Source organism: Paenibacillus woosongensis, from assembly GCF_030122845.1.
Lineage (GTDB): Bacteria > Bacillota > Bacilli > Paenibacillales > Paenibacillaceae > Fontibacillus > Fontibacillus woosongensis_A.
Genome location: NZ_CP126084.1, coordinates 1,853,573 through 1,871,441 on the forward strand (window position 1 = coordinate 1,853,573; position 17,869 = coordinate 1,871,441).

Annotated in this window: 14 protein-coding genes; 6 read left to right on the plus strand and 8 right to left on the minus strand. The window is 50.6% G+C overall.

Translation table 11 applies throughout. The features are described from left to right. The first annotated feature begins 116 nt into the window (after positions 1-116). Positions 117-2,012, plus strand: a complete 1,896-nt coding sequence (locus QNH46_RS08270; RefSeq protein ID WP_283927673.1) for a PrkA family serine protein kinase — start codon at positions 117-119, stop codon at positions 2,010-2,012. Between the two features lie 209 nt (positions 2,013-2,221). Continuing rightward, a complete protein-coding gene (locus tag QNH46_RS08275) occupies positions 2,222-3,241 on the plus strand; it encodes a globin-coupled sensor protein (protein WP_283927674.1) in 1,020 nt (339 codons plus the stop codon). A 56-nt stretch (positions 3,242-3,297) separates the two neighbouring features. Here QNH46_RS08275 and QNH46_RS08280 read toward each other — a convergent pair whose 3' ends face one another. Both QNH46_RS08280 and yhbH read right to left on the minus strand, forming a co-directional pair. After that, positions 3,298-4,731: a SpoVR family protein gene (locus QNH46_RS08280; RefSeq protein WP_283927675.1), complete on the minus strand. Its 1,434-nt coding sequence runs from the start codon at positions 4,729-4,731 to the stop codon at positions 3,298-3,300. Next, a complete protein-coding gene (gene yhbH, locus QNH46_RS08285; protein ID WP_283927676.1) occupies positions 4,728-5,891 on the minus strand; it encodes a sporulation protein YhbH in 1,164 nt (387 codons plus the stop codon). The genes QNH46_RS08280 and yhbH overlap by 4 nt, the downstream gene beginning before the upstream one ends. Before the next feature lie 220 nt (positions 5,892-6,111). On the opposite strand from yhbH, the gene QNH46_RS08290 reads away from it, so the two are divergent. Further along, positions 6,112-9,744 carry a PAS domain S-box protein gene (locus QNH46_RS08290; protein ID WP_283927677.1) on the plus strand — a complete coding sequence of 1,211 codons (3,633 nt, stop codon included), beginning with the start codon at positions 6,112-6,114 and terminating at the stop codon, positions 9,742-9,744. Positions 9,745-9,794: 50 nt separating this feature from the next. On the opposite strand, the gene QNH46_RS08295 is transcribed toward QNH46_RS08290, so the two are convergent. The 3 genes from QNH46_RS08295 to QNH46_RS08305 all read right to left on the minus strand — a co-directional run bounded on the left by QNH46_RS08295 (position 9,795) and on the right by QNH46_RS08305 (position 12,083). Further along, positions 9,795-10,649 (minus strand): DegV family protein, encoded by an 855-nt coding sequence (locus QNH46_RS08295; protein WP_283927678.1) that lies wholly within the window; start codon positions 10,647-10,649, stop codon positions 9,795-9,797. Between the two features lie 26 nt (positions 10,650-10,675). Then, the gene (locus QNH46_RS08300) at positions 10,676-11,545 is read right to left on the minus strand and encodes a DegV family protein (RefSeq protein ID WP_283927679.1); all 870 of its coding nucleotides are present in this window, start codon (positions 11,543-11,545) and stop codon (positions 10,676-10,678) included. A gap of 124 nt (positions 11,546-11,669) precedes the next feature. After that, a complete protein-coding gene (locus QNH46_RS08305) occupies positions 11,670-12,083 on the minus strand; it encodes a hypothetical protein (RefSeq protein WP_283927680.1) in 414 nt (137 codons plus the stop codon). A gap of 180 nt (positions 12,084-12,263) precedes the next feature. On the opposite strand from QNH46_RS08305, the gene QNH46_RS08310 reads away from it, so the two are divergent. Then, a complete protein-coding gene (locus tag QNH46_RS08310) occupies positions 12,264-12,653 on the plus strand; it encodes a DUF423 domain-containing protein (RefSeq protein WP_283927681.1) in 390 nt (129 codons plus the stop codon). A gap of 84 nt (positions 12,654-12,737) precedes the next feature. On the opposite strand, the gene QNH46_RS08315 is transcribed toward QNH46_RS08310, so the two are convergent. The 3 genes from QNH46_RS08315 to mtnK form a co-directional block, all read right to left on the minus strand. Beyond that, complete coding sequence (locus QNH46_RS08315; protein WP_283927682.1) at positions 12,738-13,268, minus strand: hypothetical protein; 531 nt, start codon at positions 13,266-13,268, stop codon at positions 12,738-12,740. A 312-nt stretch (positions 13,269-13,580) separates the two neighbouring features. Beyond that, positions 13,581-14,588: an S-methyl-5-thioribose-1-phosphate isomerase gene (gene mtnA / locus QNH46_RS08320; RefSeq protein WP_430691926.1), complete on the minus strand. Its 1,008-nt coding sequence runs from the start codon at positions 14,586-14,588 to the stop codon at positions 13,581-13,583. 98 nt (positions 14,589-14,686) lie between these two features. Next, positions 14,687-15,910, minus strand: a complete 1,224-nt coding sequence (gene mtnK, locus QNH46_RS08325) for an S-methyl-5-thioribose kinase (RefSeq protein WP_283927684.1) — start codon at positions 15,908-15,910, stop codon at positions 14,687-14,689. 287 nt (positions 15,911-16,197) lie between these two features. Between mtnK and QNH46_RS08330 the strand changes: the two genes are divergently transcribed. Together QNH46_RS08330 and QNH46_RS08335 are read left to right on the plus strand one after the other, a co-directional pair. Further along, positions 16,198-16,671 (plus strand): Dps family protein, encoded by a 474-nt coding sequence (locus tag QNH46_RS08330; protein WP_283927685.1) that lies wholly within the window; start codon positions 16,198-16,200, stop codon positions 16,669-16,671. A gap of 198 nt (positions 16,672-16,869) precedes the next feature. Then, positions 16,870-17,715: a PhzF family phenazine biosynthesis protein gene (locus QNH46_RS08335; RefSeq protein ID WP_283927686.1), complete on the plus strand. Its 846-nt coding sequence runs from the start codon at positions 16,870-16,872 to the stop codon at positions 17,713-17,715. Positions 17,716-17,869 lie beyond the last annotated feature (154 nt).

Here is a 17,869-nt window from a genome sequence, read left to right on the forward strand (position 1 = left end):
GGAGTAAACGCGTTGAGATAGACATTTCATTTTACATGGAGGCTCCCGTTAGTTCAGCAAGGATCACCGGTCGGGGAGGCATTTTGCCCCAAGCGGAAGTACAGGAGGTACCGAACATGGACATTTTCAAACGTATTGCAGCTTACCGTGCGGAAAGCGATTCACTGGCATGGAGCGGCACTTTTAAGGATTATATTGAGCTGTTGGCCAAGGATCCCTCCCCTGCTATGACTGCCCATGCCCGAGTATATGAAATGATTGAGTCATACGGAATCGAAGAGGTAAACGGGCACAAGCGGTATAAATTTTTTGAACAGGAAATCTTTGGTCTCGATCAGGCGATCGAAAAGCTGGTTGAGGAGTATTTTCATTCGGCGGCCCGGCGTCTTGATGTGCGCAAGCGGATTTTATTACTGATGGGACCGGTAAGTGGCGGGAAATCTACACTGGTCACCTTGTTAAAAAGAGGGCTGGAGAAATTCTCCCGAACCGACAAAGGTGCGGTTTACGCGATTTCGGGCTGCCCTATGCATGAGGACCCGCTGCATCTTGTCCCGCATGAGCTGCGCCCCGAGGTGGAGCAGGCGTTGAACGTTCGGATTGAAGGCAATTTATGCCCCGTTTGCCAGATGAAGCTGAAGACGGAGTACGGCGGAGATATCGAGCCTGTTGCCGTGGAGAGGGTGCTGCTTACGGAAGAAGGGCGCGTCGGCATTGGCACCTTCAGCCCCTCCGATCCGAAGTCGCAGGACATCGCCGACCTGACGGGGAGCATTGATTTTTCTACCATTACGGAATACGGCTCCGAATCCGACCCGCGGGCCTATCGCTTCGATGGGGAGCTAAACAAGGCTAATCGCGGGATTATGGAGTTTCAGGAGATGCTGAAATGCGACGAGAAGTTCCTCTGGAATCTGCTGTCCCTGACGCAGGAAGGGAATTTCAAGGCTGGCCGGTTTGCGCTGATTAGCGCTGATGAAATGATCATTGCTCACACGAACGAATCGGAATACAGGGCCTTTATTGCGAATAAGAAAAATGAAGCGCTGCAGTCGCGGATGATCGTCATGCCGATCCCTTACAATCTTAAGGTGTCGCAGGAGGAGAAGATTTACGCGAAGCTCATCGGCCAAAGCGACATGAGGCACGTGCATATTGCTCCCCATGCTCTCCGCTCGGCAGCCATATTCTCGGTCTTGACCCGGCTGAAGGAGACGAAAAAACAGGGCGTCGATCTCGTGAAGAAGATGCGCCTGTACGACGGGGAAGAAGTCGAGGGCTATAAGGATGCCGATCTGAAGGAGTTACAGAATGAATATTTGGAGGAGGGCATGTCCGGCGTCGATCCGCGGTACGTCATCAATCGCATATCCAGCGCGCTCATCAAACAGGACTTGCACTGCATGGGAGCGTTGGATATCCTCAGAGCGATTAAGGATGGACTTGATCAGCATGCTTCAATTACAAAGGAGGAGCGCGAGCGATACCTCAATTTTATCAGCATCGCCCGCAAGGAATTCGACGAACTGGCCAAGAAGGAAGTGCAGAAGGCGTTTGTCTACTCTTTTGAAGAGTCGGCAAAAACACTGTTCGAGAACTATCTTGACAACATAGAGGCATTCTGCAACTGGAGCAAAATCCGCGACCCGCTGACCGATGAGGAGCTGGATCCCGACGAGCGGCTGATGCGGTCCATCGAGGAGCAGATCGGCATCTCCGAAAATGCGAAAAAAACATTTCGTGAGGAAATCCTGATCCGGATTTCGGCCTATTCACGGAAAGGGCGTAAATTTCAATACAATCACCATGACCGGCTGAGGGAAGCGATCGAGAAGAAGCTATTCGCTGACCTGAAGGATATCGTCAAAATTACGACGTCCACAAAAACCCCGGACGAAAATCAGCTCAAACGGATCAACGAGGTCAGTAAGCGGCTGATCGATGAGCACGGCTATTGCCCGGTTTGCGCGAATGAACTGCTGCGTTATGTAGGCAGCCTGCTGAACCGTTGATTCAGCAAATAGGCTGATGAATTCGTAACTCTCTGCTAGAATTGGATGGGGATCAATTCTAGCAGAGTTTTTTTGTGCTGGGTATTTTATTGTTAAATTATTTAATATTGGTCTTTCATTATTAGGGAGTAGAGGGTTATACTAGTAAAAAAGTCGCTGTTAGAAATATCACAAATAAAAAACACTTAATAGAAGGAGTATATTTTAACATGATTGATCTTTCTCCAGCAAGAGCTAAACAGGTTGCATTCATCGGCATAACCGAAAGTGATCTCGACTTATTAAGGGACTACAGACCTATATTTGAAAAAGTAGTCGAAGAAATAGTGACTCGTTTCTATGAGCATTTGCAGCGGGATCCGGAATTGCTAGACCTGATTAATCGCCACAGCACGATTGAGCGGTTAAAGCAGACACAGCGCCAATACTGGCTGTCCCTTGCTGAAGGAATATTGACGGAGCCGTTTATCGAACAGCGTATCCGCATCGGAAAGATCCATTCCCATATCGGCTTGTCCACGGATTATTACCTGGGAAGCTATATGGTCTATCTGGATTTGGCTATCGAGCTTTTGAAGCCGCTTGCAGGAGAGCGCTGGACAGCTGTAACGCATGCTTTGTCCAAAATGTTCAATCTGGACTCCCAGCTCGTGCTGGAAGCTTATGAGAAGCAGGAGAAGAACAAGCTGGAGGTCGTCGCAGCCGAGAAGGACAACCTGCTTAAGGCGGTAACGGAAGTAACGCAGGAGCTTACGGGAATGATCGCCGAGCTTAGCGAAAATTCGCGAATCATCGCTGCGGCAGCTGAGGCTACGGCAGCTTCGCAAGAGACCGCACATGGGCTGGTTGAGCAGCTTCACCAAGAAATCGGGGAAATCGATGAAATGAGCTCTTCGATCCGCGAAATATCTGACCGTACGCATTTGCTGGGGCTTAACGCTGCGATCGAAGCTGCGCATGCCGGGGAGAACGGCCGGGGGTTTGAAGTTGTGGCCGGGGAGGTCCGTAAGCTGGCTCAAAGCTCGAAGCAGACGCTGCTGCACATTCAAGGCCTGGTGGAAGGCATCAAGAGCAAGCTTGATCACATCCAGCAGGAATCCGAGGGAATGGCAGTCAGCGCCAAGCAGCAGGCGATGAACTCGGGCGAGCTCTCCATGTTCGTGCAAATGATCGAGAAGGTGGCAGATGATTTAGCCCGGCTTCAGAAGGGGGAACAGGCCGAGGCTTGAATTCCCGCTTATGGGCATGAAATGACCCGTCCCTTGAAAGGGACGGGTCATTTGTGCTATATCAGCTTGCGGTAATGCTTCTCGCCATCGTAGCTGAATATCGCCTTCTTGCCTTCGACAACCGTTTCCAGATGTACCGTGCGGCCCCAGAGCCGCTGGACGTACGGCAGCGTCCGCTCCAGGTATTTCAGGTTCAGCTCGATGCCCTCATATTGATGCTTGAGCACGAGCTCGCCGGCCCGGTTGAAATTGCCGTCCTGTACGACGATGTAAGGCGCTCCTCCGTTGATTCTGGATTCCACCAGATGGTCCCGGACGTTCTCCCAGGACTTATCGGTAATCTTCCATTCCGGTCCCTGCTTCTCAAAAATATACAAGTCGAGGTCCTGCACGAGCTGTTTGGTCAAATAGCTGCGAAGAAAGGAGGAATCAGAATCCAGCTCGCGAACCTCGAAAATTTTCTCGCGGCCTTTGCCGCCCTCGCGGCCAAACCGCCGCCGCTCCTCCTCGGTCGGCTGGTCCCAGCGCCGTTCGATATCTTCGAATATTTTCAGGCCCAAATAATAGGGGTTCAAGCTGTGCCTCGACGGCTGTACGACTGAGGCGTTAAGCTTGGCGTATTCCACCGTCTCCTCGCTGGTCAGGTTCAGCTCGCGCAGAATGCGTTGATGCCAGTAGGAGGCCCAGCCTTCATTCATGATTTTCGTTTCCATTTGCGGCCAGAAGTACAGCATTTCTTCCCTAAGCATGCTCATGATGTCCCTCTGCCAATCCTCTAATGATTCAGCGTATTCCTGGATGAACCATACGACGTCCTTCTCCGGCTCTGGCGGAAAGTTGGCCTGGCTGCCTTCAGCCTTCCCGGCACTGCCGCCCTCCTCGAGTCCCCAGAGATCCTCATAAGGGCCTTGAGGCTCCGTCTGCTGGCCAGCTTCTTTGGCTCTGCGGATTTTCTCCTCCGTCTGCTGCCGTTTATCGTAACGGAAAGGGCGGATGAGCTGCGGATCGACATGCTCCTGTATGGCGAGCACGGCGTCAATGAACGATTCTACCGTCTGGGCGCCATGTATGAGCTCATATTTGCTGATGCGCTCTGCAGTCGCCGACATGCTCTCCACCATATCCCGGTTCGTCGCCGAGAAACGCATATTGTTCTTGAAGAAATCGCAATGAGCGAGCACGTGAGCTACGATCAGCTTGTTCTGGATCAGGGAATTTCCCTCCAACAGGAATGCGTAGCAGGGGTTGGAGTTGATGACCAGCTCGTAGATTTTGCTCAGGCCGAAGTCGTATTGCATCTTCATCTTGTTGAAAATTTTGCCGAAGCTCCAGTGACTGAACCGCGTCGGCATGCCGTACGCGCCGAAGGTATAGATGATATCCGCCGGGCAGATTTCGTAGCGCATCGGATAGTAGTCGAGTCCGAATCCGTCCGCGATCTCCATGATTTCGGCAATAGCATGCTCCAGTTGCTTCATATCCTCGCTCAACTGGCTTTGCCTCCTTCCCGGCGATGGAAAAACCGCTTCAACGCGCTGTAGACCTCGCCCTTATCTTTGATGACGTAATACATGAACTTCTCCTGCTTAATGTGGCGATAGGCCGACATCAAAGTGCTTCCACGGTTATATTGATTGACCTCCCCATAGCCGAACATGTTGCAGCGCTCCAGCAACTCGCCGATGAGCTTGAGGCAGCGGTCATTGTCCGAGGTGAGGTTGTCGCCGTCGGAGAAGTGGAAGGGATAAATATTGTAGCTGGAAGTAGGGTAGCGGGAGTCAATGATCTCCAGCGCCTTTTGGTATACGGATGAGCATATGGTGCCTCCGCTTTCGCCCCGGGTGAAAAATTCTTCTTCGGTAACTTCCTTTGCTTCGGTATGATGGGCTAGAAATACGATTTCGACCTTTTCATACTGCTGTCTGAGAAACCGGGTCATCCAGAAGAAGAAGCTGCGGGCGCAGTATTTTTCAAACGTTCCCATCGATCCCGAGGTATCCATCATCGCGATGATGACGGCGCTTGATCTGGGCACGACGACGTCCTCCCAGGTTTTGTAACGCAGATCGTCGGGAGAAATGCCATGAATTCCGGGTGTCCCAGAGGTAGCGTTGCGCTTAAGGTTCTCGAGAATGGTGCGTTTCTTATCAATATTGGACATGAGCCCTTTTTTACGGATATCGTTGAAGCGGACGGCGATACTATCCAGCTCCTTCTTGTCCTTCTCCTCCATAAACGGCAGCTCCAGCTCGTCGAAGAGCAATTCCTCCAAATCCTCGATGCTGATTTCGGCTTCGACAACGTCTTGCCCGGCTTTATCGCCCGCTTTGCCTCCTTTGTCGCCATCCTTCGGACTGTCCTCAGCGAGTATGTCTCCTACTTGGCTGTCACCGTTACCCTGTCCAACGTGCTTATGTTTTTGATAGTTATGGATAAATCGGTATTCCTCCAAGTTGCGGAGCGGGATTTTGACGATTCCTTTACCGTCGGACATAATTATGCTCTCCTCGGTGACTAGATCGGGGAGATTCTGTCGGATGACTTCCCGTACCTTTTCCTGATGGCGCTGCTGATCCTGGTAGCCTTTACGGTGAAGCGACCAGTCTTCTTTGGAAACAATAAATGAGTACGGGCCAGGTGCATGTGACATGATGAACACCTCCCAATAAAATGGTTGGAAACAGTGAGAGTGGATGTAACTAAAGTATATTCAGGAGAGGGAACGATATGTGAGGGAGAAAGTTTAGTTTGCTTGAATCGACAGGTGGATCATACCTGCGGGCGGGATAGGTGCTGGGACCCTGTTCATCCTCCAATACAATGGGTTAAAATTGGTAGATCGACAAAATGTGAGAAAAGGAGCCCTCACTGTGATCAACGATAAAAATGGACTACTTCGTCAATTGCTATCAGAAGGGGGGACGTACAAATCCTTGTATGTCAATCACCCGGATGCCATTTGTGTCATTGATGTGGAAGGGAATTACGTGGATGCCAATCCGGCAACCGAAAGGGCTACAGGTTATCCGTCTGGGCAATTTCTGCGGCAGTCGATCGGATGGCTGCTTTGCGAGCAAGGAAGGAAGAAGAAGGACGCATACTTTAGGCAGGCACTGGAAGGCAAGTCCGGGAGCTTTCAAGCCTCCTTCAAGCACAGGGACGGTCATACTTGCGATGCCTGCATCACTTATGTTCCGATCGTTCATCAAGATGAAGTGGTCGGGGTATTTTTGATCTCGAAGGATATTACGGAAGTCAAGGCCGTTCAGGAAAGTCTGGAGCAGTCGCGGCAGCTGTACGAGCTGGTATCGAACTATGCGGAGGATGTCATAGCCTCTACCGATCTGGAGGGCAATTGCCTATCGATCTCACCGGCGATCCGGAATTTGCTAGGCTATGAGCCCCATGAGCTGATAGGAAAAAATCTTCGGCATCTTATAATACAGAATGAAAGCAAATCAGCAGAAGAGGAGGGCAGCTGGGACAATGACCGCTCCGTACTAATTAATTTGGTCCAGCATAAGAACGGCGGGGAAGTATGGGCCGAAACAAGAATACGAATCATTTACGATGAACATGGCGTTCCTGCGAAAGCGCTTGCAATAGCGCGGGATGTCACGGCCCGGCAAGAGGCTGAAATCAAGCTGCGCAAAAGCGAAGAGACTTTGGCGCAAGCCCAGAGGCTTGCCGTTATAGGTTCGTGGGATTTAGACATGCTGACCGGGCGATTCTCAACCTCCAACGAATTCAACCGAATCTTCCGGCAGAAATTCCGCACCATGCCGGAAATGAATGAGGCGCTGCGCAAACGGCTTCATCCCGTGGATGTTCCACTCTATGAACAAGCGATGAACGATATATTACAGGGTGTTCCTTACGAAATTACGTACCGTATCATGCTTGAATCGGATGAGCTGCAGGTGATTCGTTCCCAAGCGACGATAGAATGCGATTCAAGCGGCGCACCTGCCCGAATAATCGGGGTAGTACAGGACATTACCGACCGCCAGAAGATCGAGGCGGCGCTTAGGGAGAGCGAGCGCCAGTTCAGGCTCATATCCGAATATTCCATGGACTTGATTTCCCGTCATACGGCGGATGAGGAAGCCGTATACTTATTCGCTTCGCAGTCCTCGGTAAGCCTGCTGGGCTACGAGCCGGAGGAAATGACAGGCCGCAGCGCGTATGAATTTTACCATCCGGAGGACGTGCCGATGGTGAAGGAATACCTGGAGACGCAGATGAAGTCCCGCAAAGTATACACAGTCACCTACCGGATACGCTGCAAGGACGGCCGCTACATCTGGTTTGAAAGCACGGGGAGGTACAGGTATGACCAGCTCACCGGCGAAATCGACGAGATGATTGTCATCTCCCGCGACGTGACGGAGCGTAAAGAAAGCGAGCGGCGTCTGCAGGAAAGTCAACAGCGTTACAAATCTCTGTTTGAATACAGTCCGGCCAGCGTATATTCCATGGATCTGCACGGGCGTTACCTCACGCTGAATTTCAATTTTGAGCTGCTGACGGGCTACAGCCGGGAAGAGCTTACTATGATGTGTTTCCATGATCTCATCGATCCGGCCGATCTGGTCAAGACTGTTCACCATTTCGAGCTGGCGAAGGAAGGAAAACCGCAAACCTATGAGACCGCAGTCATTCACAAGGACGGAACCCATATAGCGATCGCTGTGACAAACGTGCCGATCATGGTCGATAAGCGCGTTGTCGGGGTGTACGGTTTAGCCAGCGACATTACGGAAAGAAAGCGTTATGTGGAACAGATCGAGAAGCTCAGCTATCTGCATTCGCTGATTTTGGGATCGGTGTCCGAAGGGATATACGGTCTCGATGAGAGCGGCAGGACGGTCTTTATCAACAAAGCAGCAGCTGATATGCTTGGATATGAACAGAAGGATTTTATCGGAAAGTCCAACCATTCCTTGATTCATCATACGACCAGCGATGGGTCGGATTATCCGGCAGAGCTGTGCCCGATCTTTCAGACCATGCAGGACGGTATTTCGCGGGCGGTAAAAGAGGATGTGTTCTGGCGAAGAGACGGCTCCAGCTTCCTGGTGGAGTATACGGTAAATCCGATGATCGAAAGAGGGCAGATCGTGGGTTCTGTTGTGGTCTTTCAAGACATTACGGGGGAGAGGGAGATTTTACGGGCCAAAGAGTCGGCTGAACGAACGGCGCTCGCAAAATCAGAATTTCTTGCCACGATGAGCCATGAAATCCGCACTCCGATGAACGGCGTTATCGGCATGACGGATCTGCTGCTGGAAACGGAGCTTAACGAGGAGCAGCGATATTACGCCGACATTATCTCCAGCAGCAGCCATGCGTTATTGGCTATTCTGGACGATGTGCTCGATTTCAGCAAAATCGAAGCCGGAAAGATGGCGCTTGACTATGAGCAGTTTGATCTAAACGCCTGCGTATGGAATGTTGTCGAGCTGTTTCTGCCCAGTGCGGATAAGAAGGGAATTCAGCTTACCTATCATATCGCTCCGGATGTGCCCGAGCATATCGTAAGCGATCCCGTAAGACTGCGGCAAATTCTCGTGAATTTGATCGGCAATGCTTTGAAGTTTACGGAGCAGGGTGAAATAAGCATCAGTATTGTCAAGAAAGAGACATTGACGCCCCCTGCGGTGTTACTGGAAGTCAGCGTGAGCGATACGGGGATCGGCATATCGGAGGATCAGCGGCATAAATTGTTTCAATCCTTCTCCCAGGTTCACCCCGCCATTAACCGAAAATACGGAGGAACTGGGCTGGGATTGGCTATTTGCAAAAAAATGGTCGAGTTGATGGGCGGATCTATTACTGTGGAGAGCAAGGAAGGGTATGGTTCGACCTTTCGCTTTACACTCATCAGCGGAGAGCGGGAAGTAGAGCCGGATTGTGAAGGGCTTGCGCTGGGACAGCAGCTGGAGCTGCTAGGCTGTCCGGAGAAGCAATCGTCCTCCGGGCCGAATTTCTGCCCAGACGGAGCGGGACAGGGGATCTCCGCCACCGTGGCTGTGAACGAAACGGCTGCAGCGCGTGAAGCGGGCTTGGAGCGTCCGGCCTTTCCCCTGAAGCAGGAAGATCTTCTCTCGGTGCTTGTTGTCGAAGATCACCCGGTGAACTGCCAAATTTTCGTCCACATGCTTGAGAAGCTTGGGCTTGCGCCTGATGTAGCCCATAACGGCGTTGAAGCCATGGAGGCTCTATCCTCAAGACCCTATGATCTCATATTTATGGACATCGAAATGCCGGTGATGGATGGGATCAAGGCGGCCCGTCTGATCAGGCAGTGGCTGCCGGTGGATCAAATGCCGGTCATCGTAGGCATGAGCAGCAGTGAAGTCATTGAGCAGCAGCGCGAGCGTTGTCTGGCCAGCGGTATGGCGAACCTCTTGCAGAAGCCGCTTTGCGATCACGAGGTTGCCCTTCTGCTCCTGGAATGGAGCAGAAGGCTTGGTAAAGCATGCCCTGAATTAAAGGAATAGAGGAACAAGCCGGCGATCGGATGATGGGTCGCCGGCTTGTTTGCTGTTGGTTATTGTATCGATTTCGTATATAAAATGCCAATCGTCTTGGCGCCGCAGTGGCTGGAAATAACACAGCCTGCATCCGAAATAGCCACTTCCCGGGCTTTCGTCTTCGACTTTAATATTTGCTGCAGGTGAATGGCGTCATCCTCGGCCAAAGAATGAGTAATGAAGATAATGTCTTTATCCATGGCATCGACTTGTGCCAGCGCATTGTTCAGCAGCTGATCGAGCACCTTCTCCCGGCTGCCGCGGATTTTGGAGGCAGGAGTCATCTTACCATCGATGACCTTGATAACCGGCCGGATTTTCAGCAGGCTTCCCACAAGGTTCTGCATGCCCGAGCATCGCCCGCCCTTATATAAGTAGTCCAGCGAGTCGATGACGAATTCCGTTTCCACCAGGGGTCTTGTTTTCTCCAGCAGGTCAATGATTTCAGCTACGCTGCGCCCTTCGTCAGCGGCTTTCACCGCCTTCATGACAAGCAGACCGATTCCGGTCGACAGGTTGCGCGAGTCGAATACTGTGACTTGATCCTCTTCGAACTCTGCGGCAGCAATCAAGGCGTTTTGGTAAGTGGAAGATAATTCGGACGACAGGCTTATGTATATAATTTGCTGACCCTCCTTAACCGCAGGAGTGAAAGCCTGAATAAAGTCAGCTGGAGATGGAGCCGCCGTCTTCGGCAAGCGCCCGCTTTTCGCAACTTTGTTATATAGCTCGGGGGTCGTCAGGTCAAGCCCGTCCCTGTACATCTCGTCGTCAAACGTAACATACAGCGGAACGATCCCGATCCCGTACTCTTGGACCCATGCTGCAGGCAGATCGCAGGTACTGTCCGCAAATATTCTAATGGTTCGCAAAGTGATCCCTCCAAATGAATTTCGGATTATCCGATCCGGTCTTCGGAGCCCTTGTGCATATACATGATCGCCACGGTATGAGGACCGCAGTGGCTGGAAATGACGCAGCCTGCTTCGGCAATCGCTACTTCCCGTACCGGGGTCTGTTCCCTGAGAATGGCGGCGAGCCGGCGAGCCTCTTCCTCGGCAAGGGTATGGGCCACGATAATTAAATCATCGTCCATCTGCTCCTTTTTGGCAAGGGCGTTATCGAGCATTTGCTGAACAGCCTTCTCTTTTCTGCCGCGGACTCTGTAAGCTGGAATAATGCTCCCGTCTACGACTCTCAGCACGGGACGAATCTGGAGCAGGCTGCCGATAAAGTTCTGCATGCCCGAGCACCGGCCGCCTTTGTACAGGTACTCCAGCGTATCGATGACGAACTCCGTGTTGACCAACGTTCTGGAACTTTCAAGCAAAGCTACAATTTCTGGACCGCTGTAGCCCTGCTGGGCAGCCCTGACCGCTTTCATCACGAGCAGGCCAATCCCGCTGCACAAATTAAGCGAGTCTACGACATGGATCCGTCCTTCAGGAAATTCGCCTGCGGCAATAAGCGCGTTCTGATACGTTGATGACAGGCTGGAGGAAATGCTGATATAGACAATATCCTGCCCTTGCTCGACATATGGAGCAAACGCATCCATAAAGTCTTTGGGAGAGGGAGCCGTCGTCTTCGGCAGATTCCCTGCGGCTGCGACTCTTTCGTAAATGCCGACCGGTGTAATGTCGATGCCGTCGCGGTACGTCTTGTCATTAAAAACGACATATAGCGGAATAATGCCGATGCCGTATTCATCGATCCAAGACGCCGGCAGGTCGGACGTGCTGTCCGCAAAAATTTTAACTTGTGCCATAAGTATCCCCTTATTTCAGATAGTCCAGCTTTATTTTAACAAAAAGCTTGCACGTTTAACATCTCCAATAAATTGCCCCCGCGATAACTTGGAAGATTACCGTGGGGGCAAGCTGTGTTATAACTTAAACCTGCTGCAAAGTAACGACGATATAAAAGAAGATGATCATCACCACAGATAGTGAGGATAGCACCGTTCCGATGATGGCGAATACTTTTTTGCGGTTTTTGAGGACGAGTCCTACGATACCGAGAATGAGGGCGATTAAATTAATGATTCCTGCCCCGAAGATGGCAATGATGCCAAGAATCGCTGCCGAGCTATCCATCAAAGCCTCCTCGATGTTAGCCGGATTATCAATAGCCTGGCCAATGGCCGCGATAATTAGAAAGAAAGCTGCGAAATAACCGAGCAGTGCAAGAATACTCATAATGAATGAGGCGATGCCGAGGCCGGAATGCTTCAGAGGGGCCAGGGGCTGAGCCGCCGCCGGATGCTCATAATTAGGGCCAGGTTGTGCCCCGGGTTGATAATTCATTAATAATCAAGCTCCTTTGTAGAAATTTGGTTATGTTAACGTATAATCTTCCATAGATTCGGCAAAGAATCAAGAAAAAAATTCATGATCGTCCCAGTTCTGGCAATCGGGCAGCGGACTGGGTTATGATAGGTAAGCGAGTACTGAATCGCTTATTTTTATGTGGGGAGGGGTAAGGATATGCAGCGAAGAATGGCCGGAATCGGGGCAATCATCATGTTACTTGCTGTAGCCCTCGGTGCCTTTGGCGCTCATGTGCTGGAGCCGATCATTGCAGATTCGATGGATACGTACAAGACAGGGGTCCAATATCATATGATTCATGGATTGGGAATGATCCTCGCTGCTCTGGCGGCCGGATTATGGGGTGACAGCCGCAAGCTGCGCTGGTCTGCTCGATTATTTCTGCTCGGGATTATCTTATTTTCAGGCAGTCTCTATTTGCTGGCGGTAACGGGATGGAAATGGCTTGGTCCGATTACTCCGCTTGGAGGGGTATCTTTTATTGCAGGGTGGCTTATGCTTGCGTTGTCCGCCTGGGAACAATCCAGTGCTCAAATCAGCAAATAGCATGAATGCAAAATGCTGCGCCGTTGTCAGGACGGCGCAGCATTCATTATGATTGGGCATTTAATTAGAAAAAAGGCCTTTATTCTACGTTTCCATGAAATCAATGACTTCGCTGAGCATGAACGTATATACTTGTTTCTCGTCCACATGATATACGTTGATGGCATAGTTCTCTGATTGGAAATTCAGTATGCGGCAGGGGATGCTCATCCGTTCCCCATTGCGATTGACCAATATGCGCACCAGCCGATTCTCTGAAATATATTTCTGGATCCAATCCCCAAAATCCCCGCTCAAAGCCACGGCTGCGAAGCTGTCTTTGGCGGTCGGTGCTATTTTTGGTTTATCTGCAGCTTTTGATTTCTCGGCAGGCTTCGCCTTATCAGGTTGTTGACCGGATGATTTGTTGTCGGCCGCACCTTGCTTGTCTGGCGTATTCGTTCCAAGCCGTTTGTATGTTTTGGAGATGAAGGACTGCTTTTTGGCAGCGAGCAGGGACTCGATGATTTCCCCAAGCTCTATCCCCGAATTGATCCGATAATCGATAATTTCTTCTCCGCCGTTAAGGATCTGCAGCAGCGATTGGAGTGCAACGGCATTGGATTTACTTTTCACTAGGATTTCCACATTGAATAAATATCCCAATTGTTCATGATCATTATTATTATTGTCCATAGTTCCCCCAGATAGACATGTTAAGTCTCGTTCACTCCTAGCTACAAGATAATAAAAATTACCCATTAATCATAGCATCGCTCGCAGGACAATAATAGTCCTAAAGAATCAAAATGAAACTTTTTTTATGAAAATATCAGAAAGATAAAAAACTGAAATGAGTTCTGCTTACGGATAAGGCAAGAAAAACCACTATGAATAGTGGTCTTCCCCGCTAGAGAACATGCGTTTTCTGAAAAACTGTGAAAATTCTTAATCGGCCTTTTCAAAAAGGGCGGCTAAATTGTCTTTAAACGGCGGTTTGACGATTCCCTTTTCCGTTATGATCGCTGTGATCAGATGATGCGGAGTAACGTCAAATGAAGGATTAAACACTTTGACGCCAGATGGAGCTGTGCGTTTGCCGAACCCTTCCGTCACCTCGTACTCAGGCCGTTCCTCAATCGGAATCAGCTGGCCGCTTTCCGTTTCAAGGTCAATCGTTGACAACGGTGATGCGACATAGAAAGGAATGTTGTGTGCCTTGGCCAGGACGGCAAGGCTGTATGTTCCGATTTTGTTGGCAACGTCTCCGTTGGCGGCGATTCTGTCGGTTCCGACGATGACGGCATCAATCCAGCCTTTGGACATCACGAGTCCAGCCATGTTGTCGCAGAGCAGGGTAACATCGATTCCCGCCTGCTGCAGCTCGAATGCGGTCAGTCTTGCGCCTTGAAGAACAGGTCTAGTCTCGTCGGCATAGATTTTCAGATCAATGCCCTGCTCCTGGGCGAGATAGAACGGGGCAAGAGCCGTACCGTATTTGGCAGTCGCCAGTCCTCCGGCATTGCAGTGGGTGAGGACGCCCATTCCAGAAGCAAAAAGCGGCAGCGCATGCTCTCCGATTTTCCGGCATACTTCCTCATCTTCCCGGTGAATCGCTATCGCCTCGGCCAGCAACCCTTCATTGCGCTTGGCCTGATCGGCATGTTGGGCTGCGAGCTGCGCTGCCCGAGCCTTCATCCGGTCAAGCGCCCAGAACAGGTTGACTGCGGTTGGCCGCGAGGTGGCCAAATGTTCAGCTACTGCCGTTACATGCCCGAGCCAATTGTCGCTGTCTCCCTGGCAGGCATTTGCTCCTAAGACTACGCCATAGGCTGCTGCAATGCCGATCGCCGGTGCTCCACGCACCTTCATGGCATGGATGCCGTCCCATACCTCCTCTGGCGTTGTCAGCTCCAAGAACACGATTTCTTCAGGAAGCAGCCGCTGGTCAAGCATCAGGAGCTTGCCGTCTTTCCAGCGGAGACTAAGCAGCGGCTCTCGGCTTTGCCGGGCTGCCGGGCTGGAATTCGATATTCCACTATGCTGTCCGGTGGTCATACGTTAGCGCCCTCCTTGGCTGCGGCTGCTTTAGCCCATTCGATCACTTCGGTGATGGAAGCTGCTGATCTGCTGCCTTTGATTAGCCGTTTGCCGATTTCCAAGGCTGTAACCTTGGCCTGACGGCGGGAGAACTCGTCTTCGATCGTGTCAATGTCCGCCACATGGGATAATCCGACGATTCGGCGGATTACCTTACAGCCCGCAAATCCGATAGCGTCCTTGCGGATTTGGTCGATGTAGAGATCCTGATAGCCAGGTGTCTTGGACATGATATCTATGCCGTCCGCATCCCAAAACTTGCGGAAGTTAAGTTCGAAATGATTCCACACGCCGACAATTGTCGTGAGAAGCCAAGAACGGCGCTCCTGCAATACTTCGTCATTGCTGCTCCAGCCGGGCTGCGCTGCATAATTCAGCAATAGATTGGCGATGACTGCGCCGATATCGAAGCCAATTGGACCGTAATAGGCGAATTCAGGGTCAATGACCTTGGTTGCTTCGGGCGTTATGAAGATGCTGCCGGTATGCAGATCACCATGCAGCAGCGCTTGACCATGCGTAAGAAACTTCTCTCTGAGCAGGGCTACTTCAAGGTGCAGAGCATGATCCTGCCACAGCTTCTCGGCTTCTGCCCGAATGTCTTCGGTAAAGCTGTTATTTGCGGCATCCCTGTATGGATCCTCGAAGATCAAGTCCTCGGTAATTTTGCATAAATCCGGATTGATGAACCTTGCGGATTGAAGCTTCTTTTCCTGTTGGTTCATGCCGAGGTCGGAGGTGTAGAACAGGGTTGTGGCAATAAATCGGCCGATATGCTCCGCAAAACGGTCATAGGTGTTTCCGGCGATCAGACCTTGACGCATAATCGTATAACCGGACAAGTCTTCCATAACCGTGATGGCCAGCTCGTCATCGCCTCCATAAATCGCCGGAACGAGATCCGGGCACAACCGGTGCTGAATTTCCAGCGCATTGCGTTCGATGCGGGCTCGATCAAGGCTGAGCGGCCAGGATTCGCCAACCACCTTGGCATAAGGCAGGGCTTGTTTTATAATCAGGCTCTTGTTTTGCTGCGGGTCGGCAACTCTGAATACCAGATTCAAGTTGCCATCACCGATTTCCTCGCAGGACAGCGCGGCATCAGCCGCGAAAAAGCCAGGAATCGACTTGGCATAGGCAGTGGCATCTTCTAGGGAAAAGGGACGGTATGAGGACATGGTAAAGCACCTCCAGATGATAAAAATATGTTTTTAAATTGTTTCTATATTTAATTATAGAAAATATCATTAAACTTAGTTTAAAGTTAGTATATCGGAAAAGTGTGATATTATCATTCTTTTTTTCAAAGAGGTGTGATTTAAATTGTTTCGCCTAAGCCAGGGTCGGGTATGATACTTATATGGTACCTGGAAGCCTGGTATGTAACTTACATTCACTTCAGGCATGATTTGCATGCTCTAGGGTGAATATATAAACAATCACGAAAGAAATGAGGGACTGTATTATGGCTAAAGCTGATTCCAAGTCTGCAAGCAAGGCGAGCAAAACAAGTTTGGAGCAGGTTTTAAACGAGCAGGTCGCCAACCTGAACGTGCTGTATGTTAAGATACACAACTATCATTGGTATGTGAAGGGGGAAAACTTCTTCACGCTGCATGTCAAATTCGAGGAGCTCTACAATGACGTTACGGAAAAAATGGACGCCATAGCCGAGCGCCTGCTGACGATTAAAGGTAGCCCGGCTGCAACAATGAAGGAGTATCTGGAAATTGCCACGATTCAAGAGGCTTCCGGCAAGGAAGACGAACGCGCCATGGTTCAGGCACTGGTTGAGGACTTCGCTACCTTGTCCGAGTCGTTCCAGGAAGGCATTGAACTGGCCGACAAAGAAGGCGATGAAGCGACAGCTGATTTGCTGACCGGCTTCAAAGGCGATTTGGAGAAGCAGATGTGGATGCTTCGCACGTATTTAGGATAATTGCACGATGGGGTACAAAGCAGGGCTGGATCGATTAGCGATCCAGCCCTGTTTGATTTGATCGTCCAACAGGCATTTCCCCTGCGAATATACAGCCCATAATGATCTAAAAATTGAAAAATAAGGTTGACAGATTATGAAGAAAAGGTAGTATTGAACTACGATTGTTTGTAGCGTGAAAGGAGAGGGCGGATCGATATGGCGCAGGATGTCCATACATACAGGGTATTTACTGATGATGCCAGCCAGGGAAATGCGGCTGCCGTTATCGAGTACGATGGCTGGTCGGATGCAGAACTACTTGAATTAGCGAGGCGTTCCGGTGCGCCTGTTACGGTGTTCGTGCAGTTTGGCAGCGCCCAGGAGCGGGACGCTGTCTTGCGGTATTTTTCCACTGAGAAGGAAATGACGTTTTGCGGACACGGGACACTGGCAGCCGGCGCCTATATGATGCAGCAATGCCAATTTGATCGTTTGCAAGTCATTACCGGGTCGGGGACGCCTATCGTCATAACAAAATCTCCCCAGGGCCATTATTATTTTAAGACTGAACGGGTACGCCGTCTGGATATGATACCGGACCGGATCGAAATAGCTCATATGCTTGGGGTGGAACCTGGCGTTATTATTTCTGATCATGCGCCTTTTGGTGCCGCCAGCATCGGCTCTCCCAAATTGCTGGTTCCGCTTTGTCATTTAACGGATCTGGATGCAATGGCCCCTAAGTTCGAGGAGATCAAGGAATGGAGCCGGAAGCACCGTGTAAACGGAGTCTATGCATATGCCTTTCAGCAAACGAAAGAGGAGGCGAAGGACGCGGGGGCTCTGTATGTCCACGCCCGCGGCTTTAATCCGTTGTTTGGCATTCCGGAGGATGCTGCCACTGGCGTAGCAGCCGGGGCGCTTGGCGATCTTTTGTTTCAGGAGGGAGGGCCGTCAAAATATGTTTTCGTACAGGGCAAGCATGTTGGCGCCGAAAGCGAAATCCGCGTCATGGTCGCGGCCGAAAGTGTGGAAATTGGCGGCTCTGTGCTGAAATTATAGTATAACGGCTTACTAGGTGATAGTTAGCGATATATAAAAACAGTGTTTTCGAAAGGGAAATCTTTATTCTTTCAAAAGCACTGTTTTTCTTTGTTTAATTCTATTTTTATCTATAAATATATAAATTAGATTTTAAATAATTCAAAAAATAACA